The organism is Prevotella sp. E15-22, from assembly GCF_023204875.1.
GTDB lineage: Bacteria > Bacteroidota > Bacteroidia > Bacteroidales > Bacteroidaceae > Prevotella.
The window spans coordinates 2,903,289-2,928,201 of the sequence record NZ_CP096247.1 but is presented as its reverse complement, the minus strand read 5'-3'; the positions used below and the strand labels follow the sequence as shown (position 1 = coordinate 2,928,201).

Annotated in this window: 20 protein-coding genes; 17 read left to right on the top strand and 3 right to left on the bottom strand. The window is 47.1% G+C overall.

What is annotated here, in order from left to right:
- Nucleotides 1-201: 201 nt before the first annotated feature.
- Both M1D30_RS12125 and M1D30_RS12120 read right to left on the bottom strand, forming a co-directional pair.
- The gene (locus tag M1D30_RS12125) at nucleotides 202-1,194 is read right to left on the bottom strand and encodes a GNAT family N-acetyltransferase (protein ID WP_248504341.1); all 993 of its coding nucleotides are present in this window, start codon (nucleotides 1,192-1,194) and stop codon (nucleotides 202-204) included.
- Between the two features lie 33 nt (nucleotides 1,195-1,227).
- On the bottom strand, nucleotides 1,228-2,046 hold the full coding sequence (locus M1D30_RS12120) for a 1-acyl-sn-glycerol-3-phosphate acyltransferase (RefSeq protein ID WP_248504338.1): 819 nt from the start codon (nucleotides 2,044-2,046) through the stop codon (nucleotides 1,228-1,230).
- A gap of 304 nt (nucleotides 2,047-2,350) precedes the next feature.
- Between M1D30_RS12120 and M1D30_RS12115 the strand changes: the two genes are divergently transcribed.
- Genes M1D30_RS12115 through ftsZ form a run of 13 tightly spaced genes read left to right on the top strand, consistent with a single transcriptional unit; the run spans nucleotide 2,351 to nucleotide 17,855 of the window.
- Nucleotides 2,351-2,800: a division/cell wall cluster transcriptional repressor MraZ gene (locus tag M1D30_RS12115; protein WP_248504336.1), complete on the top strand. Its 450-nt coding sequence runs from the start codon at nucleotides 2,351-2,353 to the stop codon at nucleotides 2,798-2,800.
- Between the two features lie 3 nt (nucleotides 2,801-2,803).
- Nucleotides 2,804-3,739, top strand: a complete 936-nt coding sequence (rsmH, locus tag M1D30_RS12110; RefSeq protein ID WP_248504334.1) for a 16S rRNA (cytosine(1402)-N(4))-methyltransferase RsmH — start codon at nucleotides 2,804-2,806, stop codon at nucleotides 3,737-3,739.
- A complete protein-coding gene (locus M1D30_RS12105; RefSeq protein ID WP_248504332.1) occupies nucleotides 3,717-4,193 on the top strand; it encodes an FtsL-like putative cell division protein in 477 nt (158 codons plus the stop codon). The genes rsmH and M1D30_RS12105 overlap by 23 nt, the downstream gene beginning before the upstream one ends.
- Nucleotides 4,194-4,211: 18 nt before the next feature.
- Nucleotides 4,212-6,341, top strand: a complete 2,130-nt coding sequence (locus tag M1D30_RS12100) for a penicillin-binding protein (protein ID WP_248504330.1) — start codon at nucleotides 4,212-4,214, stop codon at nucleotides 6,339-6,341.
- A 14-nt stretch (nucleotides 6,342-6,355) separates the two neighbouring features.
- A complete protein-coding gene (locus tag M1D30_RS12095; protein ID WP_248504328.1) occupies nucleotides 6,356-7,810 on the top strand; it encodes a UDP-N-acetylmuramoyl-L-alanyl-D-glutamate--2,6-diaminopimelate ligase in 1,455 nt (484 codons plus the stop codon).
- 11 nt (nucleotides 7,811-7,821) lie between these two features.
- Nucleotides 7,822-9,096: a phospho-N-acetylmuramoyl-pentapeptide-transferase gene (locus tag M1D30_RS12090; RefSeq protein WP_248504326.1), complete on the top strand. Its 1,275-nt coding sequence runs from the start codon at nucleotides 7,822-7,824 to the stop codon at nucleotides 9,094-9,096.
- A 6-nt stretch (nucleotides 9,097-9,102) separates the two neighbouring features.
- A complete protein-coding gene (gene murD, locus M1D30_RS12085) occupies nucleotides 9,103-10,434 on the top strand; it encodes a UDP-N-acetylmuramoyl-L-alanine--D-glutamate ligase (protein ID WP_248504324.1) in 1,332 nt (443 codons plus the stop codon).
- Between the two features lie 49 nt (nucleotides 10,435-10,483).
- Nucleotides 10,484-11,758, top strand: a complete 1,275-nt coding sequence (locus M1D30_RS12080; RefSeq protein ID WP_248504322.1) for an FtsW/RodA/SpoVE family cell cycle protein — start codon at nucleotides 10,484-10,486, stop codon at nucleotides 11,756-11,758.
- Nucleotides 11,755-12,873 carry an undecaprenyldiphospho-muramoylpentapeptide beta-N-acetylglucosaminyltransferase gene (gene murG / locus M1D30_RS12075; protein WP_248504320.1) on the top strand — a complete coding sequence of 373 codons (1,119 nt, stop codon included), beginning with the start codon at nucleotides 11,755-11,757 and terminating at the stop codon, nucleotides 12,871-12,873. Before M1D30_RS12080 ends, murG begins: the two co-directional genes overlap by 4 nt.
- Before the next feature lie 10 nt (nucleotides 12,874-12,883).
- On the top strand, nucleotides 12,884-14,269 hold the full coding sequence (gene murC / locus M1D30_RS12070) for a UDP-N-acetylmuramate--L-alanine ligase (protein ID WP_248504318.1): 1,386 nt from the start codon (nucleotides 12,884-12,886) through the stop codon (nucleotides 14,267-14,269).
- Nucleotides 14,270-14,280: 11 nt separating this feature from the next.
- Nucleotides 14,281-15,015, top strand: coding sequence for a cell division protein FtsQ/DivIB (locus M1D30_RS12065; RefSeq protein ID WP_248504316.1), 735 nt, complete (start codon nucleotides 14,281-14,283; stop codon nucleotides 15,013-15,015).
- Nucleotides 15,016-15,031: 16 nt separating this feature from the next.
- Nucleotides 15,032-16,474 (top strand): cell division protein FtsA, encoded by a 1,443-nt coding sequence (gene ftsA, locus M1D30_RS12060; protein WP_248504314.1) that lies wholly within the window; start codon nucleotides 15,032-15,034, stop codon nucleotides 16,472-16,474.
- Between the two features lie 52 nt (nucleotides 16,475-16,526).
- Entirely contained in the window at nucleotides 16,527-17,855 is a 1,329-nt protein-coding gene (gene ftsZ / locus M1D30_RS12055; RefSeq protein WP_248504312.1) for a cell division protein FtsZ, read from the top strand.
- A 107-nt stretch (nucleotides 17,856-17,962) separates the two neighbouring features.
- On the opposite strand, the gene M1D30_RS12050 is transcribed toward ftsZ, so the two are convergent.
- A complete protein-coding gene (locus M1D30_RS12050) occupies nucleotides 17,963-19,222 on the bottom strand; it encodes a hypothetical protein (RefSeq protein ID WP_248504310.1) in 1,260 nt (419 codons plus the stop codon).
- An 802-nt stretch (nucleotides 19,223-20,024) separates the two neighbouring features.
- On the opposite strand from M1D30_RS12050, the gene M1D30_RS12045 reads away from it, so the two are divergent.
- Genes M1D30_RS12045 through M1D30_RS12030 form a run of 4 tightly spaced genes read left to right on the top strand, consistent with a single transcriptional unit; the run spans nucleotide 20,025 to nucleotide 24,910 of the window.
- Nucleotides 20,025-21,209 carry an iron-containing alcohol dehydrogenase gene (locus M1D30_RS12045; RefSeq protein ID WP_248504308.1) on the top strand — a complete coding sequence of 395 codons (1,185 nt, stop codon included), beginning with the start codon at nucleotides 20,025-20,027 and terminating at the stop codon, nucleotides 21,207-21,209.
- A gap of 28 nt (nucleotides 21,210-21,237) precedes the next feature.
- Nucleotides 21,238-22,263: a sensor histidine kinase gene (locus tag M1D30_RS12040; RefSeq protein WP_248504306.1), complete on the top strand. Its 1,026-nt coding sequence runs from the start codon at nucleotides 21,238-21,240 to the stop codon at nucleotides 22,261-22,263.
- Nucleotides 22,260-23,747 carry a cache domain-containing protein gene (locus tag M1D30_RS12035; protein WP_248504304.1) on the top strand — a complete coding sequence of 496 codons (1,488 nt, stop codon included), beginning with the start codon at nucleotides 22,260-22,262 and terminating at the stop codon, nucleotides 23,745-23,747. Before M1D30_RS12040 ends, M1D30_RS12035 begins: the two co-directional genes overlap by 4 nt.
- Nucleotides 23,744-24,910 carry an esterase gene (locus tag M1D30_RS12030; RefSeq protein WP_248504301.1) on the top strand — a complete coding sequence of 389 codons (1,167 nt, stop codon included), beginning with the start codon at nucleotides 23,744-23,746 and terminating at the stop codon, nucleotides 24,908-24,910. The genes M1D30_RS12035 and M1D30_RS12030 overlap by 4 nt, the downstream gene beginning before the upstream one ends.
- Nucleotides 24,911-24,913: the final 3 nt, after the last annotated feature.

Genomic DNA, 24,913 nt, shown 5'->3' with positions numbered 1-24,913 from the left:
TAAATCTAATAACATAATCTTTACCTTAAATCTATTAACTACTAACCTAATGAATAACGTGTGTAGTCATCACGACTACGGTGCAAAGGTAATATTTCTTGAAAACAGAATAGTATTATCTTTACATTGTTTTCGCAAACGGTTATTTTTCTTGATTTATGTCAAGTCCAATACAAGGGTGTATTGTAAAAAACTGTGCTTTTATTGTTTTTCCTTGTAGATGACTTTGTTGGCTCCGCTGGTTATCTTAAGAGCCTCTGGATGCTCTTTGATAAATGAATCAATATGGCGTACGCGTTTCTCCTCAAGAACCTCGTCCATGGCTATTAAAATGCCAGTTTCTTCTACGTCTCCAAAGCCGTAGTTAATGGCAGTTCCGAATAGTTTCATGGTGGGCGAAAGGCTCATGTATGCATTAACCAATGGAGGAATGTTGTAGCCAAGTGCGCGAATCTTCTGGTTTAGGATGCGATAATCCTCTTTGAAATTGCTCTCAGTGAAGATGGCCTCTAATTCTTTTTCATCAGTCTCAATCTTCAGCGGGTGCATTGGGATGACCAATCCATCCTTGTCGTCAAAGTGTTTCTTAAGGAAGTACAAAATCATATCACGTCCTTCGCGAATATAGCTGGGATACATGGTCATTTTGCCAAAGAAGTATTTGACATTAGGCATGATGACTGTGAGTGCGCCCAGGCCATCCCAAAGATTGTCAAGTGCAAATAAACTTTTTGCACCCATCTTAGAACTTTGATAGGGAAGGCTGACGAACGAGCGGCCCAACTCGATGGTGTAGGGCATGTAATCTTTGATGAACTTATCAGAGAAATGGAACATGTGACTAGTTGCAAGGATGGGCTGGCCTTTCTTGTCCATTTCCCATTTTGTTCCTTCCAAATAGCGATAACCGCCAATGATCTCCTCGGCCTCGGGGTTCCATACGATAAGTTGCTTGTAGCAGTTCTCGCAGGTGTCGAACTCGTCGATGTCTACCTCTTTTCCGGTGCCGCCTCCTGCTTCACGAAAGGCCATTTCGCGTAGTCGACCTATCTCACGCATCACGTTTGGTGCGTTATGCGCGGTGATGATGTAGATCTTGTTGTTGCTCTTGTTTGTCATGCGCAACTGGCGATCGGGTGTTAGTTCCTTTTTTAGGAGTTCTACAGGAATCGGATCAATGATTGGCTGTTCCATTTTTTTTATTGGTTTGTTGTTTGTTGTCTTGTGTTATGATAGTTTGTAGACTTCGTCTTTGACAAATTTTGCCCATTCCATCGGTGTTTTTTCTTTGCTGAAAGTTTCCCAAGGAATGGGTTTGCCGATGGTAATGGTGAAAGTGTTGCCAGTGTTTTTGAACATCTCGTCAGAGAGAAAGAGCATGGCAATATTGATTTTCTTGACGTAGCGGTCGCTGATATTCGACAGACGATAAAAGAAATTGCTGTTACGGCCTTCAAAATGAATGGGGACAACATCGCGTTGGGTTTCTATGCTCTTGCTGATGAATGTTTTCTTCCATTCAAGGTCACGAATAATACCATTCCTGCGACGTGAGCATAGGCCAGCTGGGAACATCAGAATGTGGGCGTTGCTATGGAAACCCGCTTCCACCATCGCGGGAAAGTCGCGTCCATTCTTACCGGTCTTGTTGATGGGAATACAGAGGGGCGCTAAACCCGGTAGGTTCATTAAAAGGTCGTTTACCAGATAGCGGAAATTGTCATCGTAGTGTTCGCCAATAATCGAACCGATGGCAATGCCGTCGATACCTCCCAGAGGATGGTTGCTGACAAAGGTGTAGCGGCGTGGGTCATTCTTGTCAGGCAGGTTTTCAAGGCCTTTTACTTCGATGTGGACATTCAAATAGTCCAATGTCGCCTTGAGCCAAGGGGTGCCTTTTAAGTTGCGCGAATTCCATAGATGGGTGTTGACCTGATCTTCATGAACAATGTGCTTCAGCCACAAAACCAATGGACGAGGAACCCAACGGCTCTTCTTCCCAAGTTTGTTTTTGAGAATCTTGTCTATATCGATAACCTTCTCCATCCGTACTTTAGAAATAGCTTTTAGTAAAATCGAACTGCAAAATTACAGAAAAACTTTCTTTTTCTATCTTTTTTTAAAAAATTAATGCACATTTTTACACATATTTAGTTCTTTTCATGACAAGATGCGTTAGAAATGGACAAAAAAACGATTGCACAAATCGATCGAAATGTGTAATTGGAAAGTGCGAAAATGAATGGAAAAAAGAAAATATTCATTTTTCACTAAAAAAAGTGGGGAATTGTGGAGGATTGTGGAGGAAAATGCGTAACTTTGCACCGAAGTCTCTTTATAATATGTTCGTATGCGATTTTTAGGTAATATAGAAGCCAAGACTGATGCGAAAGGACGCGTCTTCCTGCCTGCCACTTTTAGAAAGGTGCTGCAGATGGCAGGTGAAGATGTGCTGGTGATGCGCAAGGATGTGCATCAGCAGTGTCTTGTGCTCTATCCGGAGAGTACTTGGAATCGTAGAATGGACGCTCTTTTAGAAAGAGTGAATGAGTGGGATGATGTGGGTCAGCAGGTGCTGCGTCAGTATGTGTCGGAAGCAGAGGTCCTTACACTTGACGGAAATGGACGCTTCTTAATACCAAAACGCTATCTTCAGATGGCCGACATTGTTCAAGGCGTAAGATTCATCGGTATTAATGATGCTATTGAGATATGGGCTGTGGAAAAGACGCTGCAGCCGTTCTTGTCGCAAGAGGAATTTGCAGAGAAGCTTAAGTCTATTATGACAGTAACCCAATGACGAATGATAAAAACAGCTGAGACATATCATGTTTCCGTTCTTCTGAAGGAGAGCGTTGACGGGCTGGCTGTCCAGCCTGGAGGTATTTATGTGGACGTAACCTTTGGAGGAGGCGGCCATTCTCGTGAGATACTTGGTCGTCTGGGGAAAAATGGTCGGTTGTTTGGCTTTGACCAGGATGCTGATGCAGAGTCGAATATCATGAACGACAACCGCTTCACTTTTGTTAGGAGCAACTTCCGTTATCTGAAAAATTGGATGCGTTTCCATAATGTGGAGCAGATAGATGGACTGTTAGCTGACTTGGGCGTTTCGTCGCATCATTTTGATGACGAGACACGTGGTTTCTCGTTTCGTTTTGATGCCCCCCTTGATATGAGAATGAATAAGCGGGCGGGAATGACGGCCGCCGATGTGTTGAATAACTACACAGAGGAGCAACTAGCAGATATCTTCTATCTCTATGGAGAGTTGAAGAATGCCAGGAAGTTGGCTTCTGTTTTGGTAAAAGCTCGTCAGGAGTCCTCCATAGAGACAACGGGACAGTTGCTTCAACTGACGGAGAAAATCTTTGCCCGTGAACGTGAGAAAAAGGAGGTGACGAAGCTATTTCAGGCCCTCCGCATTGAGGTAAATCACGAGATGGATGCCTTGCGTGAAATGCTGAATGGCGCCTGTCAGATGCTTAGACCTGGTGGACGATTGAGCGTTATTACCTACCACTCGTTGGAAGACCGTATCGTGAAGAATGTGATGCGTACAGGTAATGCCGAGGGTAAGGTGGAACAAGACTTCTTTGGTAGAACAAAGTCGCCTTTACACCTTATTAATAATAGGGTGATTGTGCCTACCGATGACGAGTTGGAACGTAACCCTAGAAGTAGAAGCGCCAAACTGAGAATTGCAGAGAAAAACAATGATGATGAAGGACGAGAATAATGAACCGCAGATGACCATTGAAATGGATGGTGAGCTGATGGACGAGCAGGTGCAGAAAGTGTCGGAGGATGAACTTCCCGCGACACTGAAACGCATGAAAGAATCGGCCAGTGAGGGCGATGAGGCTCCTGTTGGGTCACTTAGTCTGAAACAGATCGTGGGTGGTGATTATCTATTTTCGTTGGTTCGTCACCACATTTGGCTTATTATGCTTATTGTTCTCATCACAATTGTTTATGTGGGTGTGCGCTATCAGTGTGAGCAGGATGTGCTGGAGATTGATCAATTGGAAAAAGACCTGGTAAATGCCAAGTATAAGGCGATGTCCAGTTCAAGTAACCTAACAGAGTTGTGTCGTCAGAGTAATGTTCTTAAAGTCCTGCACGAGAATGAGGATACTCTGCTTCAGTTCAGTGACCAACCGCCCTATATTATTGATGTACCTGAGGAGTAAGAAAAGAAGAAGTCGACAATGAGTAAGTTTAACAGCGATAAAGTTCTGCCCCGCTATCTGTTTCTGGCTGTGGTTCTGACCATTATTGGCCTGGCTGTCATCACCAAGGCCAGTATTACCATGACTATAAAGAAAGGCTATTGGGAGACTGTGGCCAGCAAGATGAGAAGCGATAGCGATAGCGTGCGACCTAATCGCGGCAACATATTGAGTAGCGATGGTCAATTGCTGGCCAGTAGCATTCCGGAATACAAGATATTTATGGATTATCAGGCTGGAAGCAAGGAGGATACAGCCTGGACTCATAAGCGCGACAGTATTTGGTATGCAGATTTGGATAGCCTGTGCAGAGGACTCAGTCAGATATTCCCAGAATGGACTTCGGAGCAGTTTAAAAAGCGTCTGGAGGAAGGTAAAAACAAGGTGATGCGAAACGGCTCTGTGGGTGCTCGTCACTGGGCAATATGGCCCAAGCGCATCAGTTACAATACCTATTGTGAGGTGCAGGAGTTGCCATTCTTTAACATGCCCGCCAATAAGGGTGGCTTCCATGCTGAGAAGTTTGAGGCTCGTCGTCGTCCGTTTGGTTCGCTGGCAGAGCGTACCATTGGCGATATCCGTAGTTTTGAAGGTGGCAAGGATACTGCCCGTTTTGGTATTGAGTTGTCGTACGACTCCATCCTTCGTGGAAAATTTGGTATAGAGCATAAGGAAAAAGTGCTCAATAAAAAAGTGTCGTTCACAGTTAAACCACCTATTGATGGCGCCGATGTGGTGACAACTATTGATGTAGGAATGCAGGACCTGGCCGAGCAAGCTGTGGTAGAAGGTCTTAAGAAATGGAATGCCTCAATGGGTGTTGCCATTTTGATGGAGGTGAAGACGGGCGATGTGAAGGCTATTGTCAATATGCGACGTGGTGAAGATGGTGAATATCACGAGCGTTTTAATGATGCCATTAGCTATCGTTGTGAGCCAGGTTCGGTATTCAAAGTTGCCTCTTTTCTTGTGGCTCTTGACGATGGCGTGGTTGATACCAGCTATGTCATTAACACTGGTTGTGGTGTGATGAAGATGCATGGCGCTAATATGAAAGACCACAACTGGCATCATGGCGGCTATGGCCCCATCAATGTGGCACGCGCCTTGGAGGTGAGTAGTAATATTGGTGTAAGTTACGTGATAGATAAATACTATGGACATAATCCAAGAAAATATGTGGAGGGTCTTTACCGTGTAGGTATCGGACAAGACCTGAAGCTTCCAATCGTGGGCTATCTGCCTCCCAATATCCGTATGCCGGATACGAAGACGACTAACAGGTCGCTTTATTGGAGTAAAACTACGTTGCCTTGGATGTCAATTGGTTATGAGACACAGATTGCACCTATCAATACGGTGACTTTCTATAACGCCATTGCCAATAATGGTCGCATGATGCGTCCGCGCTTTGTGAAACGATTTGTAAAAGACGGGCAGGTGGTGCTGGAGACCCAGCCAGAGGTCATCAAGGAACAGATAGCAAAGCCTCAGACAATCAAGACTATGCAGACGGTATTGCGTCATGTCGTCAGTCAAGGTCTGGGAAAGAAGGCAGGTTCGCATTCGTTTCAAGTGTCTGGAAAAACAGGAACTGCTCAGGTGGCTAAGGCTGGCGGCTATAAGTCGGGTACGGTAGAGTATTGGCTGTCGTTCTGCGGTTATTTCCCCTCAGACAATCCTAAGTATTCTTGCATCGTTTGTATCAAGAAAATGGGACTTCCTGCCTCTGGTGGTTTGATGTCGGGTGGCATCTTCCATAATATCTCAGAGGGTGTGATGGCCAAGAAGTTGAAACTTCGTGTGGAAGATGCGCGTGATTCGTTGTCGGTACTCATTCCCGAAGTGAAGGCTGGTGATAATGCAGCTACCTCTTTCGTGTTGGAAAAATTAGGAATCAATGCCAGCAAGGTCTCATTGCCCGAGCGTAAGTCAACCCCCAACAAGATGCCCGATATGAAGGGCTTGGGTGCTCGTGATGCTGTGTATCAGTTGGAGCGTATAGGCGTGAAGGTGAAACTGCGAGGCACAGGAATGGTAAGACGTCAGGATATTGCACCGGGTACAATCCTAAAACCTGGCATGCTTTGTACATTGGAATTGAATTAAAAAAGAAAAAAGATATGAAACTGGAAGAACTTCTCAAGAATATTTCTATTAAGACCATCGAAGGCTCTGCCAATGTGGATATTGTGGATGTTGACATTGATTCACGTAAGGTTGGACCTGGACATCTGTTTGTGGCCATTAAGGGCACACAGACGGATGGACATCAGTATATCCAAAAGGCTATCGAATTAGGTGCTGCAGCTATCCTTTGTGAGGATATGCCCGCAGAGCGTCAGGCTGACGTGACCTATGTTCAGGTAACTTCGACGGAGTCGGCTATCGGTCCTGTGGCTACCACGTTCCATGGAGACCCCACCTCGAGGTTGACGTTGGTTGGTGTGACGGGTACTAATGGTAAGACAACAATTGCCACCTTATTGTATAATATGTTCCGTCGATTAGGCTATAAGTGTGGTCTTCTTTCTACAGTATGCAACTATATTGAGGACGAGGCTGTTCCCGCTAGTCATACAACACCAGACCCCATTGAGTTGAACCGTTTACTTGCTCGCATGGTAGAGGCAGGTTGTCAGTATGCTTTCATGGAGTGCTCGAGTCATGCCATCGCCCAGCAGCGTATTGGTGGTTTGAAATTCGCTGGCGGCATCTTTACTAATCTGACTCGTGATCACTTGGATTATCATAAGACCGTAGAGAACTATCGCGATGCCAAGAAGGCGTTTTTCGATATGTTGCCAAAGGGAGCCTTTGCTGTTACGAATGCCGATGATAAGAATGGCTTGTTTATGGTGCAGAACACCAAAGCAACTGTCAAGACTTATAGCATTCGTAGCATGGCCGATTTTAAAGCCCGTATTGTGGAGTGCCATTTCGAGGGCATGTATCTGGAGGTTGATGGCCATGAGGTAGGTGTGCAGTTTATTGGCAAGTTCAATGTCAGTAACTTGCTTGCTGTCTATGGCGCTGCTGTGATGCTTGGTCAGAAACCAGAGGATGTGCTATTGGTTCTCAGTACACTGAAGAGTGTGGCAGGACGCTTGGAGCCAATTCACTCGCCAGAGGGTTATACAGCAGTGGTAGACTACGCTCACACACCCGATGCTTTAGAGAATGTGCTGAATGCTATTCATGAGGTACTCGATGGAAAGGAAGGACAGATTATCACCGTATGTGGTGCAGGTGGCAACCGCGACAAGGGTAAGCGCCCGCTTATGGCTCAGGAGGCTGTGAAGCAGAGTGATCGTGTGATTATTACTAGCGATAATCCCCGTTTTGAGGAACCGCAGGATATTATCAACGATATGTTGGCAGGACTTACCCCTCAGCAGATGAAGAAAGTGGTGAGTATTGTTGACCGTAAGGAAGCCATTCGTACAGCCTGTATGATGGCTCAGAAGGGTGATGTGATCCTTATTGCCGGCAAAGGTCATGAGGATTACCAGGAGATTAAGGGAGTGAAGCATCATTTCGACGACCGTGAGGTGGTGCGCGAGATATTTAATTTATAATGTGTTAACCTATGCTGTACTATTTATTCCGATTTCTTGAACAATATAATATCCCAGGCTCGCACCTATGGAGTTATATCTCGTTCCGTGCCTTGTTGGCACTCATCTTGTCGTTGTTTATCTCTGCTTGGTTTGGTGAGTTCTTTATCAAGTGGATGAAACGTCGTAAGATCTTTGAGACGGAACGTGATCCTGCTATCGACCCCTTTGGTGTTGAGAAAAAAGGTGTGCCAACGATGGGTGGTATCATTATTATTATAAGTATACTGGTTCCAGTGCTTTTGCTTGGACGTATCCGCAATACGTATCTGATACTGATGGTTGTCACCACCTTGTGGCTTGGTTTCCTGGGCTTGATGGACGATTATATCAAAATCTTCCGTCGTAACAAAGATGGCTTGAAAGGAAAATATAAGATTGTAGGACAGGTTTCAATAGGCTTTATTGTTGGTCTGGTGCTTTATCTGAGTCCTGATGTGGTAATGCGTGAGAATATCAGTGTGCCGCAGCAAGGACAGACTACCGAGGTCGTAAAGCACGAGTCAAAAGCCCATAAGTCACTGAAGACCACACTTCCTTTTACCAAACATCATAACTTGAGCTACTCAGATTTGATGTCGTTTGTTGGAAAACATAAGGTGGCTGCGGGATGGATTCTCTTTGTCATTATGACCATCTTTGTTGTGACAGCTGTTTCTAACGGTGCCAACCTGAACGACGGCATGGACGGAATGTGTGCGGGCAATTCGGCCATCATCGGTGTGGCACTGGGCATCTTTGCCTATGTGTCGTCACATATCGGGTATGCCTCTTATTTCGATATCATGTACATTCCGCATTCAGAAGAACTGGTGGTGTTCCTCAGTGCTTTCGTAGGTGCTATGATTGGCTTTTTATGGTATAATGCTTTCCCCGCTCAGATTTTTATGGGCGATACGGGTTCGCTGACCATTGGTGGTATTATTGGTGTCTGTGCGGTAATCATCCACAAAGAATTGATGTTGCCCATCCTTTGTGGCATCTTCTTTGTTGAAAGTCTCAGCGTCATCATTCAAACGCAATGGTTCAAGTTCATGAAGCGCAAGGGACAACGTGTGCGCGTGTTCCGTGCAACGCCTATTCACGATAACTTCAGAAAACTAGACTCACAACTCGACCAAACGTCGCGTTATATTCTGTCGGGTTGGCCTCACCGTCCTTTCCACGAGTCGAAGATTACCATTCGTTTCTGGATTGTGACCATTATCCTGGCCGCCCTAACCATCATTACATTGAAAATCAGATAAAAAGAAATGAAAAGAATTGTTATTTTAGGAGCAGGAGAAAGTGGTGCCGGAGCAGCTGTTCTGGCAAAGAAAGAAGGTTTTGACGTGTTTGTTTCAGATATGTCTAAGATTGCGCCACGTTACAAGCAGATGCTTGATGACCGTCATATCCTATGGGAGGAAGGTCAGCACACCGAGTCGCTGATTCTTAATGCCGATGAGATTATCAAGTCGCCAGGTATCCCCGAGACAGCTCCTATGGTAGTAAAGGCCAAAGAAAAAGGCATCAATATCATCAGTGAGATTGAGTTCGCTGGCCGTTATACCAACTCAAAGATGATTTGTATAACGGGTTCTAATGGTAAGACTACCACAACTTCTTTGATATACCATATTTTCAAAAAGGCCGGCTATGATGCCGGACTGGCAGGTAACATTGGCAACTCGCTGGCTCTGCAGGTGGCTGAAGATCCACACGAGTATTATATCATTGAACTGTCGTCATTCCAACTTGACAATATGTATGACTTCCATGCCAACATTGCTATTCTGCTGAACATCACCCCCGACCATCTGGATCGTTATGGTTTCGAGATGCAGAACTATGTGGATGCTAAGATGCGAATTATTCGTAACCAGACAGCACAGGATGCCTTCATTTACTGGAACGACGATCCCATTATCCAGAAAGAGTTGAAGAAATATGATATCCAGGCTATCCAGTATCCGTTCTCGGAACTCCGTGAAAAGGGCTCTATCGGTTATATCTCAGAAGGAGAGTACACTATTGAGGAACCCGAGCCATTTAATATGGAGCAGGAACAACTTAGTCTGACGGGCCGCCATAATATCTATAACTCTCTGGCCGCAGGTATCGCAGGTGATATCGCAGGTATTAAAAAAGACGTTATTCGTCAGAGTCTGAGTGACTTCCCTGGTGTAGAACATCGTCTTGAGAAAGTGGCAACAGTACGTGGTGTTCAGTATGTCAACGATTCAAAGGCCACCAATGTGGATGCCTGTTGGTATGCACTCGACTCCATGAAAACTAAGGTTGTGCTCATCGTGGGTGGTAAGGATAAGGGTAACGACTACGAGCCCATTAAGCCTCTCATTCGCGAGAAATGTTCAGCAATCGTGTATCTGGGCGCCGACAACCAAAAGTTGCACGACAACTTCGATGCGCTGGGACTGCCCGTCCGCGATACCCACTCTATGAAGGACTGTGTAGCTGCCTGCTATGAACTAGCAAAGCCCGGTGAGACGGTACTTTTGTCGCCTTGCTGCGCTTCGTTCGACCTCTTTAAGAACATGGAGGATCGTGGCGAACAGTTCAAGGAACTGGTTAGAAATCTCTAAACCCAATAGACTCATAGCAATCACTGTGATCTAGAAACAAAAAAGAAGAATGGAAAAGAAAATTGGCAATCTTTTCAAAGGCGATAAAGGTATATGGACAGTGTTTCTGTTCCTGTGTCTTATCAGTATTGTCGAGGTGTTTTCGGCTTCGAGCACGCTGACCTATAAGACACACAACTACCTGAGTCCGCTCATCTATCACTGCGGCATGATTTTTCTGGGTGTCGTTGTGGCCATCGTCATACTGAATATCCCATGCCGCTATTTTAAGTTGATGACGCCACTACTACTGCTCATCACCTACGCCACATTGCTGTGGGTACTTCTGTGGGGTGAAAGTATCAATGGTGCTAACCGCGTCATCCAGTTGCCAGGTTTTACTTTCCAACCCTCAGAGATTGCTAAGGGTACCATGGTACTCACCGCTGCACAGATACTGAGTGCTATGCAACGCGACGATGACAGCGGTGCCGACCCCATGGCAATGAAGTATGTGCTGTTCTTGGTGGTACCTGCTACCATGCTAATAGGTCTAGAGAACTTGTCAACAGCCATTCTTTTGTTTGGTGTCATCTTTGTGATGATGTTTTTGGCCCGCGTACCTCTCAAACAGATGGGTAAGCTTACAGGTGTGCTGGTGTTGCTAGCAGGTATGTTTCTCGGACTCGTTTTCTGGATGGCCAATCTCGACAAGGAGGGACAGGAGATGGAACAGGCCCAACTGAATGGCCAGACCGAGCAGGTAGTTCAGGTCGATAAGAAGGATAAGTCAGCATGGGAAAAGCTGACCCATCGTTTCTGGACTTGGAAAAACCGTATTGCCGGTAAGGACGATAAGGATGTGCCAGCTGAGGAGTATAAGGTTACCGACAAGAACTTCCAGGTGACCCATGCTAATCTGGCTATTGCTACGTCAGGAATTATCGGCAAGGGACCAGGCAACTCTGTGGAGCGTGACTATCTGCCACAGGCTTTCTCGGATTTTATCTATGCTATTATCATTGAGGAGATGGGAATCATAGGTGCAGTTGCCGTGGTATTCCTTTATGTGATATTATTATTCCGAACGGCCCGTATTGCCAGTCGGTGCGAGAATAACTTCCCGGCCTTCCTGGTGATGGGACTCACATTACTGCTTGTGTTCCAGGCTGTAATTAATATGTGTGTGGCTGTCGATTTTGGTATTGTTACCGGTCAGCCGTTACCTTTGGTATCAAAAGGTGGTACCTCTACTATTGTGAACTGTGCATATATTGGCATGATACTTAGTGTTAGCCGTAGTGCCAAGCATAAAGAAAAGTCAGTTAATACTATTGAAGCATGAAAGAGTTAAGAGTCGTTATCAGTGGTGGCGGAACCGGAGGCCATATCTTCCCCGCCGTATCCATAGCAAATGCCATTCGTGAGTTACGTCCTGATGCCCAGATACTGTTTGTTGGCGCTCAGGGCCGTATGGAGATGCAGCGTGTGCCGCAGGCCGGTTACGAGATTAAAGGTCTGCCCATTCGTGGTTTCTTCCGTCCATTGTGGAAACCGGCAAATATAGGTGTGGCTCTCGACTATCTGAAAAGTAAGCATATGGCCAAGCAAATTTTGCGAGAGTTCCAACCGCAGGTGGCTGTAGGTGTCGGTGGCTATGCCAGTAGTGCCGCCCTTGGTGCAGCCAATAGTTTGGGTATTCCCACGCTGATTCAAGAGCAGAATAGCTATGCCGGCTTGGCTAATAAGAACCTGGCAGCTAAAGCCTGCAAGATTTGTGTGGCTTACGATGGAATGGAACGTTTCTTTCCTGCTGATAAGATTATGATGACCGGCAATCCCGTTCGTCAGCAGTTGCTCGATTCTAAGATGACACGCGAAGAAGCCTTGAAAACTTTCGACCTCAGTCCCGATAAGAAAACCGTCCTGCTGGTGGGTGGTAGCCTGGGTGCACGCACTATCAACGAGAGCGTGTTGAATCATCTTGATGAGATCCGTGAGTCGGGTCTGCAGTTCATCTGGCAGACGGGAAAATACTATAGTGCCGAAATCGCAGAGGCCTTGAAGAGAAAAGGACAGCCCGAGAACTTGCATCTGCGTGTCATGGACTTTATCAGCGATATGGCTGCCGCCTATCGTGCTGCTGATCTTGTTATCAGTCGTGCAGGCGCCAGCAGTATCTCCGAGTTTTGCCTGATTGGTAAACCAGTTATCTTGGTGCCAAGTCCAAATGTGGCCGAGGATCATCAAACCAAGAATGCCTTGGCTCTGGTTAACAAGGATGCTGCTCTCTATGTGAAGGATGCTGAGGCTAAGGATCAACTTATTCCTTTGGCCATCAAGACTGTAGCCGATGACGCCCGTCTGAAGGCCCTCAGCGAGAACGTATTGAAGTTGGGTCTGCCCAACTCCGCTAAGATAATTGCTCAGGAAGTATTGAAATTAGCAAATGCAGAATAACAATAAATCAATGGAAGCAAAAGATATTAAAGCCGTCTATTTTGTAGGTGCCGGTGGTATCGGCATGAGCGCTTTGGTGCGCTATTTCATTCACTGTGGTTTGGTTGTCGGTGGTTATGATAAGACTCCGTCAGACCTGACTCGTCGACTGGAGCAGGAAGGAGCCCTTATTCACTATGAAGAGAACGTTGGCGCGATTCCTCAGGCATGTATGGATCCCAACCACTGTCTAGTGGTCTATACACCTGCTATTCCCACCGAACATAAAGAACTGCAGTATTTCCGTCAAAACGGCTTTGATATTCAGAAACGTGCTCAGGTACTGGGCACCCTGACCCGTCAGATGAAAGGTCTTTGTGTGGCAGGTACTCATGGCAAGACCACCACGTCGAGCATGTGTGCCCATATTATGCATCAGAGTCATCTGGACTGCAATGCTTTTCTTGGTGGTATCACCAAAAATTATGGCACCAACTATATCGTTAGTAATTCCGACTATGTGGTGATCGAGGCCGACGAGTTCGATCGTTCGTTCCATTGGCTCTCTCCATGGATGAGTGTCATTACCTCTACCGATCCCGACCATCTCGATATCTATGGCACCAAGGAAGCCTATTTGGAGAGTTTCCGCCATTATACTGAACTTATTCAGCCAGGTGGCGCACTCATCATTCATCGTGATCTTGAGATGAAAGACCATTTGCTGGATGGTGTTCGTCGTTATGATTATGCCCTTAACGAGGGTGACTTCCATGCTGAGAATATCAAGATTGAGAATGGTGAGATTACTTTCGACTTTATCTCGCCCATTGAGAATGTACCTCAAGTGCAGTTAGGTCAGCCCATTCCCATTAACATTGAGAACGGAATTGCTGCCATGGCCATGGCGCAACTGAATGGCTGCACCGCCGATGAGCTCCGTCATGGCATGAAGACCTATGGAGGCGTAGACCGTCGTTTCGATTTCGCTATTAAAACACCTGAACTCGTGTTCCTTAGCGACTACGCCCACCATCCTAAGGAAATTTATCAGAGTGCGCGCAGCATTCGTGAACTCTATAAGAACCGTCATATCACTGCTATCTTCCAACCTCACCTCTACACTCGCACCCGCGATTTCTATCAGGACTTTGCCGATGCGTTGAGTCAGTTGGACGAGGTGATACTGACCGAGATCTATCCCGCCCGCGAACTACCTATTGAAGGTGTTACGTCAGAACTGATTTACGACCGTCTGGCTCCCAGTGTCAAGAAACAGCTTGTCAAGAAGGACGATGTACTGTCGCTGGTTAAGAGTCGTTCGTTCGATGTACTCATTGTTCTTGGCGCTGGCGATCTGGATAATCAGGTACCCCAGATGGCCGAGATTCTCCGTAGCAAGATGAAAAACAAGTAAGACAAGATATAATGAACTGGAAAAAGGTTGCATTGGTATTCTTCGGCATTGTCCTGGCTGTCTATATGGTGATGGCTATGACCATCTTCAATACGCCTGATGAGGAGGTTATCTGTAAGGGCGTGTCTATCAACATGGCCAACGGGCATGTGAAGGGCTTCCTGACCGAAGATGATGTCAAGCGAATGCTCACTGTGGATCATATTAATCCTCAGGGCCAGTCTATGCCTCACGTCAACGTGCGTATCATTGAGGAGACCCTTCGTGGCAAGGAACTCATCGACAGCGTGGAGTGTTACAAAGGGCAAGATGGCTTTGTGTGCATTGACATCTACCAGCGCATACCTGTTGTCAGGGTGATGAGTCAGGATGGTGCCAACTATTATGTTGACAACCACGGCAAGCCCATGCCTGGCACCGATTATCCTTGTAACCTTATTGTGGCCACTGGACACATTACCAAAGCCTATGCCGAGAAATGGCTGGTGCCGATGGTTAACATCATCCTTCAGGATCCCTTCTGGCAGAACCAGATAGAACAGTTGAATGTCCTTGGCGATGGCTCCGTTGAGTTGGTTCCTCGAGTGGGCGAGCATATTGCCTACTTAGGTCAGCCGAATAATATCGATAAGAAGTTAGACCGCCTTCGCAAGTTCTATCGCTACGGACTCAGTCAGGCCGGATGGAATAAATACTCGCGTGTCAGCGTGGAATTCGATAATCAAATTGTGTGCATAAGGAAATAAAAACAGATAATAGAGTATGGCAGAATTAAAGGATTTTATTGTGGCAATCGAACTCGGTTCATCTAAGGTGACGGGTATTGCCGGACAAAAGAGACCTGATGGCAGCATCTCTGTGTTGTCATTGGTCCGCGAAGAGTCATCTTCGTTCATCCGTAAGGGTGTTGTTTACAACATCGACAAGACGGCTCAGTGCCTCACATCGATGATTAAGAAGATGGAGGCCCAGTTGCAAACGCGCATCACCCAGGTTTTTGTGGGTGTAGGCGGACAGTCTATTCGTAGTGTCAAGAATACCATTGTCAAGGATCTGCCGGCCGATACTATTATCACGCAGGACATGGTGGTGGAACTGATGGATGCAAACTGGGGTATGGACTATCCCGATCAGAAGATTCTGGATGTGGCCGAACAGGAGTATCGTGTAGATACGAATCTTCAGATGGATCCTGTTGGTATCCGTGCCAATCGTCTAGAGGGTAATTTCCTGAATATCCTGGAGCGTACGGCTTTCTTCCAAAACCTGAACAGATGCTTCGAGACAGCTAACATCAAGGTGGCTGATATGTATCTGGCTCCTTTGGCATTGGCCAACGCCGTGCTGACCGAGGTTGAGAAACGATCAGGTTGCGCACTCGTTGATATCGGTGCCGACACCACCACAGTTTCCGTGTTCTGGAAAAACGTACTACGTCATCTTGCCGTTATTCCTTTAGGCTCTAACAACGTCACCAAGGATATTGCTTCTCTCCAGATGGAGGACAGCGATGCCGAGAAGATGAAGTTGAAGTATGCTTCGGCCTATACCGACAATAATGATATCGATCCCGATATGAAATACTCTATCGATGCCGAGCGTCAGGTGGAAACTCGCCGTTTTATCGAGATTGTTGAGGCTCGTGTCGAGGAGATTATAGAGAACGTACGCTATCAGATTCCTGCCGAATACTATGATAAGTTGCTGGGTGGTATCATCCTGACAGGTGGCGGCTCCAACATGGAGAACATTGAGCAGGCCTTTGCAAAGTATACCCATATAGACAAGGTGCGTACGGCTAAGTTTGTCACCACCACCATCAACTCAAGCAACGAGCAGATTAATGCCAAGAACGGTATGCTCAACACCGTTTTGGGTCTGCTTATCAAGGGCGATATCAACTGTGCAGGCAATTTTATAGATCCCAACGGTAATCTGTTTGAAGAGCAGGAGCAGCTGGGTCAGCAGCCTATTGTTGAACGCCGTCCGCGTCAGTTGGGTGATCTCGAAACTGGCACCATCCGCACGGCTCGTGAGGAGGAACTCGCTGCCGAGGAGGCTCGTCGCAAGAAAGAAGAGGAAGACCGCATTCGCCGCGAGGAGGAAGAACGTCAAGCCGAAGAGGAGCGTAAGCGCAAGAAGGAGAATAGTCTTTGGAACAAGACAAAGAAATGGCTCGAAGGGCTCGCTTCTCCTGAAGAGTAATCCTTCTTTCTCATTTTCAATTCTCATTACTCATTTCTTAATTTAAATAGATATGGAAGACTTCAATAAGACAAACGAGATACTCGATTTCGGCGTACCCGAAGAGAAGCATAGCATCATCAAGGTCATCGGCGTAGGTGGCGGTGGCGGCAATGCTGTTAACCACATGTATAAGGAAGGTATTCACGATGTAACCTTCGTTGTTTGTAACACCGACAATCAGGCTCTGAACGATTCTCCTGTGCCCGTTAAGTTGCAGCTGGGTCACGAGGGACTTGGTGCAGGCAATCGTCCTGAGAAGGCTCGTGCCGCTGCCGAGGAGAGTCTGCAGGACATCCACAATATGCTGAACGATGGCACCCGCATGGCCTTCATCACCGCTGGTATGGGTGGTGGCACAGGTACAGGCGCAGCGCCTGTCATTGCCCGTGTCTCTAAGGAGATGGACATCCTCACTGTGGGTATCGTCACCATCCCCTTCCGTTTCGAGGGTAATAAGAAGATTGACCAGGCCCTTGATGGTGTGGAAGAGATGCAGAAGCATGTCGATGCCCTATTGGTTATCAACAATGAGCGTCTGCGTGAGATCTATCCCGACCTCTCGTTCCTCGATGCCTTTGGTAAGGCCGACGACACCCTGTCGGTTGCCGCTAAGAGTATTGCTGAGATTATCACCCTTCACGGTACTATGAACCTCGACTTCAACGATGTGAAGACCGTACTTCAGGATGGTGGTGTGGCCATCATGTCAACCGGTTATGGCGAAGGTGAGGACCGTGTGAAGAAGGCTATCGATGATGCCCTCAATTCACCTTTGCTCAATGATAACGATATCTTCAACTCAAAGAAGATTCTGCTCAATATCTCGTTCTCACATCAGAAGGACTCTAAGGACAACTTCATGATGGAAGAGATGAACTATGTTCATGAGTTTATGGACCGCTTTGGCAACGACTTCGTCTTTAAATGGGGTGTTGCTGTCGATCCCGAGTTGGGCAAGCGTGTCAAGGTTACCATCCTGGCCACTGGCTTTGGTATCCAGAGCATCGATGGTATGGAGGAGCGTCTCATGAAGCAGCAGACTCGCGAGGACGCTAACCGCCTGGCCGAGGAGGCTGAGCAGGCTGCCAAGCGCGAGGAGCGTCGTGGTCATTTCTATGGCGACAACGCAGCTGCCAAGCGCTATAAGCGTCGTCCCAATATCTATATCTTCGGTCCCGAGGATTTGGATAACGACGATGTTATCTCTGCTGTAGAGCAAACGCCAACCTACAAACGCACCCGCGAGATTCTGGCCAGCATCGGCAATCAGAATGTGGTAGAGGACTCTCAGCCCGCCGAGACTGCCGAGCCTCAGCAAGGTGTTATTAGCTTTGTGTAAGTGACAATCATTCAATAAGTAAAACAGTCGAAGGCATTCGCTTTCGGCTGTTTTTTGTTTTTTTTTGAGTAACCCTCACCATATCCTCATCATTCTCTCAACTGGCATCATTTCTTTCTATTCATCACTTCCCAATATACAGGCCCATTAATATATTCCAATGCGATAAAATTCTCAACTTCACCTTCTGGAACCCAAGTGAGACAGAAATACAGATTATCCTTTATCCAATGGTGGGTAGGAAACTCTGAGATGGGGAGTTCCGTATACATATGATGCAGGGAGTCGGCGCCATAGACGCCTTTGAAATAGGTGGCTACCGCCTCGAAATCTGCTTTCGTCAGTATGTCACCTCTAACCCCCTTATAGTTCAAATATAAACTCTTATAATATAGTTGTCCGTTAGCATAATATTCTGTGCCACCTGATGCTTGGAAATAGGTGTTATTGACGATCAGTTTGATTTGGTCACACTCTATTCTCTCCAATTTGTCATACGCAGCTGTATACTCCTTTTCGTTCATGCCAAATCTGAAGCCTGCCATGAGTTCTTTCACAGTGACAGGGGCTTTTTCTGTTGCCCTTACAAAGGGTCTCACCTGCACAGGAATCCGAGGCAGAGAATCTTCTCCTAGGGACCAACGGCATCGTTTCTCATACTCCCACCCTTCATCCGTTCCTTCTCTGGAAGCCTCACGATAAGACCACCAACCATTTCCGAGATACTCATCTGCAGGCGAGAACTCTGCTGCTCCAATATCCAAATCCTCACTATCAGGAATGCGGAACGCACCCCAACGGCACTTTTGTTCGCCATACTCTGGAGAGATTAAGGTGCCAGTAAACTGATTGTTGCAATAGGGGTCGCTCCCTAGGTTAATATCGTCAAAAACGGCCTTTCCATCGAGGATATAGAACGTTGAAGCCATCTGTCCATTAATGGTTTCACCTTCTCTTATGCAGATTGACGTGCTCTTCAACTCCCACTTGGAAATCAAATCATACACCTGGGCATCATAGTGTTCCAACTCAGGACTAAAATGTGTTTCCTTCTCAGAAATATCCATGACACGAACCTGTCCTTCATAGTCAATAATATCCCATTTGATGCGATATTTTCCCCAGACATGATACAGGAGCGTATCCTCGGCATCGACCTGCATACTGTCTATCAAGAAATAGAAACGCTCAAAATTGTCGCCTACATAGCCATAAACATTATCTTGATAAGCCATCCAGACAGCAGAGAAATCCAAAGGTCCCTGAGCCTCATTATCACTACCTGTCTGACTACGCTGCACTCCGCCTCCACAACTCAACAAAATGGAAGCAAACAGAAGCATTAACAAAAAACTCTTTGTTTTCATATAATCTATTTAATTTTTGTCGTTCTAAATTAGCGAATGCAAAGATACTAACAATTTTTCTAACAACCAAAATACAAACAAATATTTCAGAAGGACACTGGACAGTAAAAACAGTAGTTTTTCAAAATACTCTTTGCGTGCGTGCACATATGTACGTACGCGATAACTTTTCATTTTTCACTATATTTACTGTCCACTGTCCATAAGTATATCACTTAGCACCTGTAAATGCCATACTTAGGCATCGTAAACAACATACTTAGCAATCAAAAATAACATAGCAAACACCTACCTCGTCCCAAACCCTTTGCTGCATGGTATTTCCTGCAATCAGGGTTAGGTGTTGCGGAAAAATGTTTCTACCGTAAAAAACTTGATTAAGAAAATAATGTAGAAGAAAAGCGGATATATCGGAAAAAATGATTAATTTTGCAGTCAAAAAGAGAACTAACCCGAAGAAAACCAGAGTTAAACATCAAATACAATACTAAACTTATGGCTAAACGACTCTTAATCGTTTTTATTTTGATTGGCTTGTGCGTGATGCACGCCACGGCACAAGAACCACGGGAACGGACGATTAGCGGCAATGTGCAGGATGCCGATTTGAAAGAACCGATGGGTCAACGCCACGGGTCGTAGCGACACTAGATACAACAGCATTAACTCTTATGCCATGCTTCATGTGCGCTATCGTCTGAATATGTTTGGCGGCAAGGTCGATACCGAAGGACGCTACGACAAGAAGTGGGGCAACAACGACAGACGTCGATAGAATAACTTAAACTAAAAACTAAAGATTATGAAAGACTTTAATTACTATGCACCCACTGAGGTGGTGTTTGGAAAGAAAAGTGAGGAGCAGGTAGCTGCTCTGGTCAAGAAATATGGTGGCACCAAAGTACTGGTACATTATGGCGGAAAGAGTGCCGTGAAGTCGGGACTCCTTGATAAGGTCTGCAACCTGCTCAAAGCGGGTGGGGTAGACTATGTGTCCCTTGGTGGCGTGGTACCCAATCCTCGTTTGTCATTGGCTCAGCAGGGCATCGACCTGTGTCGTAAGGAAGGTGTCGACTTCATCCTTGCCGTGGGAGGTGGCAGTGTGATCGACTCTTCGAAGTGTATTGGCTATGGCGTGCCTTACGAGGGTAATGTGTGGGATTTCTATCTGGGAAAGGCCACACCTACTAAGATGCTGCCCATTGCCTGCGTGCTCACCATCCCTGCTGCAGGTAGCGAGATGAGTGAGTCGAGTGTGATCACCAACGAGGATGGCGACGTGAAACTTGGCTATTCCAATAATCTGTCGCGCCCCAAGTTTGCCATCATGAATCCCTGCAGAACCTTCACACTGCCTCCTTATCAGACGGCTGCTGGCGTCACCGATATGATGATGCACACCATGGAGCGCTATTTCACCAAGGACGACGATATGGACCTGACTACAGACATCGCCGAGGCCATGCTTCGCTCTATGAAAGATGCCATCTTTGCTGTGCTTAAGAATCCTGAGGACTATCGCTATCGTGCACAGATCATGTGGGGTGGCTCGTTGATGCATAATGGTCTGACGGGCTGTGGCGTTAGCGACGACTGGGCTACCCATCAGTTGGAGCACGAGCTCAGTGGTATGTTCGACGTGACCCATGGTGCCGGTCTGGCTGCCGTATGGCCCAGTTGGGCACGCTATGTGATGCACGAGAACCTCTCACGTTTCGTACGTTTCGCTGTCAATGTGATGGATGTGCCCAACGACTTCACCAATCCTGAGGCTACAGCCCTCAAGGGCATTGAGGCCATGGAACGTTTCTATCATGCCATCGGCATGCCAATCAATATCAAGGAACTGATTGGTAAGGAAATCTCCGACGAGGAAATCAAGGAGATGGTACGCAAGTGCAGTCGCAACTATCAGCGCACCTGCGGCTGCTTGAAGGTGCTCCAGGCTGCCGATATGGAGACGATCTATAAGATGGCACGCGGATAATCATTCTTTTTTTTTAATAATCAGGCCTATGACTATTTTCCAGAAGATTCGCAGATCGTTCACCATACAGCTGGCGCTGTGGGTGGGCGGTTTCGTCGTTGTCACCTCTTGTGTGGTTGTCGGCCTGTTGGCCAGCTTCTCGGAGGATGTCATCCGCGACGAGTCTATTGACACCACACTCCAGGCACTCGAGAACACCGCCCTGCGTATTGACAATACATTGCGAAGGACAGAACTGATGGCACGGTTGGAGGGCAGAACGCTTCAGGTGGACCGCTCACTGATAGAGCAGCTCCTCGAAAAGAATGGGTCCTTGAAACAGTTACGTCAGTCGTTGCCTCATGCACAACTCTTTGTGACCATGCGTGATAGCAGTCAACTGGATACCTATATCACTGGTGCCGAAAGTGGCTATCGCCAGTTGGTGCACGATGGACGCGAAATGTATGTCTTCTCGCAGTCTGTTGGCGACCGTCAGTTCAGTTTGGCAGCCGTCTGCCCAGCCGAGGATATCTATAACAAGTACTCATATATGTATGGCGTGCTGTTGGAGTGGGGCATTGGCGGCGTGTTGGTCCTCATCTTTATCTTGTATCTTGTCATCGCCCGTCATCTTCGTCCGTTGCACATCCTTGCCGATGCTGCCCAGAGTATTGCCGAAGGAAATCTTGAGACGCCTATTCCAGATACGCGCTATGAACACGAATTTGCCCGACTGCAGTCGAGTCTGAAAAAGATGCAGAGCGCGCAGAAGGACTATATTGACGAGATGCAGCAGAAACAGGTGAAGCTGAATGTGCAACACGCAGAACTGAAAGCAGCCTATGACGAGGCGCAGGCTTACGAAGAGAAAAAGGCGAGGTTTCTGCGCGATATGACCGACCGCATGGTGGCACCGGTGGATAAGGTATGCCGAAGCACCGATACCATCTGTTGCGACTACTCACAACTCTCAAAAGACGACATGACAGCCCTGAATGAGGATATCATGTGTGGTACTACGGAGATCACGGAACTGTTAGATCAACTGATTAAAGACCCTGCTGGCTCATGAAAAGAATCCTGAATCATTTTCGGCGGCGTCTGTCCATCCGCCTCGGCCTTCTCATTGTCCTTATCGTGACGGTCGCTTTCTCCCTGCTGTTTGGCAATCTCTTCTATCGTGGGAAGCGCTATATCCAGCATGCGGCCATCGAACGTGCCACGAAGTTGCTGGACAATACAGCCGAGCGTATCAATGGCATTATGGACGAAACTGAAACGGTGACAAATTTCATGGCACAGACCACACCACGTCACCTCAGTCCCGACTCACTCCTTGTGTTCACTCGTCGTGCCATCGAGGAGAATTCTTTCCTAACAGGCATGGCCATCTCTATGGAACCCTATTATTTTCCTGAGATGGGACGTTATTACTCGGCCTATTCGCTACGGTATATGGCCTATGATGACGACAACCCCATAGACAGTATCACCACCGTGCGCGAAGGACCGTTCGAGTATTTCGATGCCGTATGGTATAAAACATCGCGTACCTTGGGTACATCCTCGTGGATTGATGCTTATGATGATTATAACGAGGGCACACTGTCCTCGCCCGATATCCTGACGTCGTATTGCTGTCCCATGCGCAATGCCGATGGTCATTTCATTGGTTCCATCACAGCCAGTCTCACGTTGAAATGGCTCAGTGCTGCTGTCAGCGACTTGAAACCCTATCCCAACTCATCGGCCATTATGATTGGTCGCAACGGTACTTACCTTGTCCACCCCGACACGGCAAAGCTCTATCGCGAGACAATCTTCAGTGACGCTGCTCCTGAGTCTCGCCGCGAGATAGAGGCTTTAGGAAAAGATATGCTTGCCGGACATAGTGGCATGGTCAAGACCATTGTCGATGGTGTTCCTGCCTACATCTTCTATCGTCCGTTGGAACGAACAGGTTGGAGTATTGCCATAGTCTGTCCTGAGAGCGATATCTTTGCTCGTTACAACAAGTTAGTGCATATCGTGTGGTTTGTTGTCTCTATCGGTCTTGTGCTGTTGATGCTCTTCTGTTATCAAACGGTACGTCGGGCGGTGCTGCCGATTAAGCAGCTGGATAAGGCAGCCCGTCGTATCTCCAATGGCCATTTTGATGTTCCTCTATCTACGAATAACAGGCACGACAGTCTGGGTCGCCTCATAGATAGTTTTGCCCGCATGCAGCAGTCGCTGGCCGATAATGTGCAGAATTTGCAGCATGTCAATGCAGAACTGCAACAGCAAAATGAGGAGTTGGCCAATGCCTATCAGCTAAAGCTCGAGACCAACCGTCGTAAGACAGCTTTTATCCAGGATATGTATCACGAAATCCGCACGCCTCTGAATATCATTAGTGGTTTTGCACAGGTGCTCTTTGCCAGTCTGCATGCTTTACCCGAAGAAGAGGTGAACGATATCATGACCCGCATGCGCTCCAGTGCAAAGGATATCAGTCGATTGACGCGTGAACTGAGTGAAGTTTCTAATACAACCAAAACAACCGATACAAAATGAAAAGATTAATCGTATTTGCCAGTTGCTGTCTGATGGCTTTGGGTAGCATGGCGCAGCAGCAGTTGGGACAACGTCCCAGAGTGAAATCACCTATCGTGAATGCCGATGGTTCGGTGACGTTCAATTTCTACGACCCCACGGCACAGCGGGTGAGCATCAATGGCGATTTCAAGGAAATCAGCAGCCAGCGCTTAGAGATGAACAAGCAGGACAATGGTGTGTGGACGGTAACCACCTCGCCGCTTAATCCTGAACTCTACTCCTATAGCATTTCCGTGGATGGCCAGCGTTTTGTCGACCCCGCCAACAGCTATGTAAACCGCGACATCTCTACGCTGAGTAATATCTTCATCGTTTCGAAGTCGAACGATGATAAAGGTCATCTTTATCAGGTGAATAATGTGCCTCATGGCACTCTCTCCAGAGTCTGGTACGACAGTCCTACACTGGGCCAGCAGCGCCGCATGACCGTCTATCTCCCTGCAGCCTATGATGGCAAGAAGCGTTTCCCCGTGATGTACCTGCTGCATGGACATGGTGGCGATGAGACAGCTTGGGCCGACCTGGGCCGAGCCTCTCAGATTATGGACAACCTCATTGCCGAGGGAAAATGCGTACCTATGATTGTGGTGATGCCTAATGGTAATCCTACGTGCAATGCCGCTCCCGGTTGGTGGCACGAGGGCATGTATACGCCCGATGGCAATGCATTCAACCAGCGTGGTGCCAAGGCCACCATGGAAGAGAGTTTTATGGATATCGTCCGTTTCGTTGACTCGCATTATCAGACCATTGCCAAACGCTCAGGTCGTGCCGTTACAGGACTCTCAATGGGTGGTGGTCATACCTTTGGCATCTCTCGTCTCTATCCCGATACCTTCGACTATTACGGCCTGCAGTCAGCAGCCACACGGATGGCCTTTGGCGGTTCCGACAGTCAGGCGAAGTTTGACGAGCAGATGGCCCGTCTGTTCAACTCAAAGCCAAAGCTCTATTGGATTGCCATCGGCAAGGAAGATTTCCTCATGCAGATGAACAAAGACCTGAGGAAATACCTCGACCAGAAGGGCTATCCCTATGAGTATTACGAGAACGACGGTGGCCACATCTGGCGCAACTGGCGCATTTATCTGACAATGTTTGCACAAAAGATATTCAAATAACTA

Coding starts and splice junctions, on each gene's coding strand:
- murD (WP_248504324.1), top strand. CDS start 9,103: ATGAAAAGAATTGTTATTTTAGGAGCAGGAGAAAGTGGTGCCGGAGCA.
- murC (WP_248504318.1), top strand. CDS start 12,884: ATGGAAGCAAAAGATATTAAAGCCGTCTATTTTGTAGGTGCCGGTGGT.
- M1D30_RS12050 (WP_248504310.1), bottom strand. CDS start 19,222: ATGAAAACAAAGAGTTTTTTGTTAATGCTTCTGTTTGCTTCCATTTTG.
- M1D30_RS12080 (WP_248504322.1), top strand. CDS start 10,484: ATGGAAAAGAAAATTGGCAATCTTTTCAAAGGCGATAAAGGTATATGG.
- M1D30_RS12040 (WP_248504306.1), top strand. CDS start 21,238: ATGACTATTTTCCAGAAGATTCGCAGATCGTTCACCATACAGCTGGCG.
- M1D30_RS12090 (WP_248504326.1), top strand. CDS start 7,822: ATGCTGTACTATTTATTCCGATTTCTTGAACAATATAATATCCCAGGC.
- M1D30_RS12100 (WP_248504330.1), top strand. CDS start 4,212: ATGAGTAAGTTTAACAGCGATAAAGTTCTGCCCCGCTATCTGTTTCTG.
- M1D30_RS12035 (WP_248504304.1), top strand. CDS start 22,260: ATGAAAAGAATCCTGAATCATTTTCGGCGGCGTCTGTCCATCCGCCTC.
- murG (WP_248504320.1), top strand. CDS start 11,755: ATGAAAGAGTTAAGAGTCGTTATCAGTGGTGGCGGAACCGGAGGCCAT.
- M1D30_RS12120 (WP_248504338.1), bottom strand. CDS start 2,046: ATGGAGAAGGTTATCGATATAGACAAGATTCTCAAAAACAAACTTGGG.
- M1D30_RS12115 (WP_248504336.1), top strand. CDS start 2,351: ATGCGATTTTTAGGTAATATAGAAGCCAAGACTGATGCGAAAGGACGC.
- rsmH (WP_248504334.1), top strand. CDS start 2,804: ATGATAAAAACAGCTGAGACATATCATGTTTCCGTTCTTCTGAAGGAG.
- ftsA (WP_248504314.1), top strand. CDS start 15,032: ATGGCAGAATTAAAGGATTTTATTGTGGCAATCGAACTCGGTTCATCT.
- M1D30_RS12095 (WP_248504328.1), top strand. CDS start 6,356: ATGAAACTGGAAGAACTTCTCAAGAATATTTCTATTAAGACCATCGAA.
- M1D30_RS12045 (WP_248504308.1), top strand. CDS start 20,025: ATGAAAGACTTTAATTACTATGCACCCACTGAGGTGGTGTTTGGAAAG.
- M1D30_RS12125 (WP_248504341.1), bottom strand. CDS start 1,194: ATGGAACAGCCAATCATTGATCCGATTCCTGTAGAACTCCTAAAAAAG.
- ftsZ (WP_248504312.1), top strand. CDS start 16,527: ATGGAAGACTTCAATAAGACAAACGAGATACTCGATTTCGGCGTACCC.
- M1D30_RS12105 (WP_248504332.1), top strand. CDS start 3,717: ATGATGATGAAGGACGAGAATAATGAACCGCAGATGACCATTGAAATG.
- M1D30_RS12065 (WP_248504316.1), top strand. CDS start 14,281: ATGAACTGGAAAAAGGTTGCATTGGTATTCTTCGGCATTGTCCTGGCT.
- M1D30_RS12030 (WP_248504301.1), top strand. CDS start 23,744: ATGAAAAGATTAATCGTATTTGCCAGTTGCTGTCTGATGGCTTTGGGT.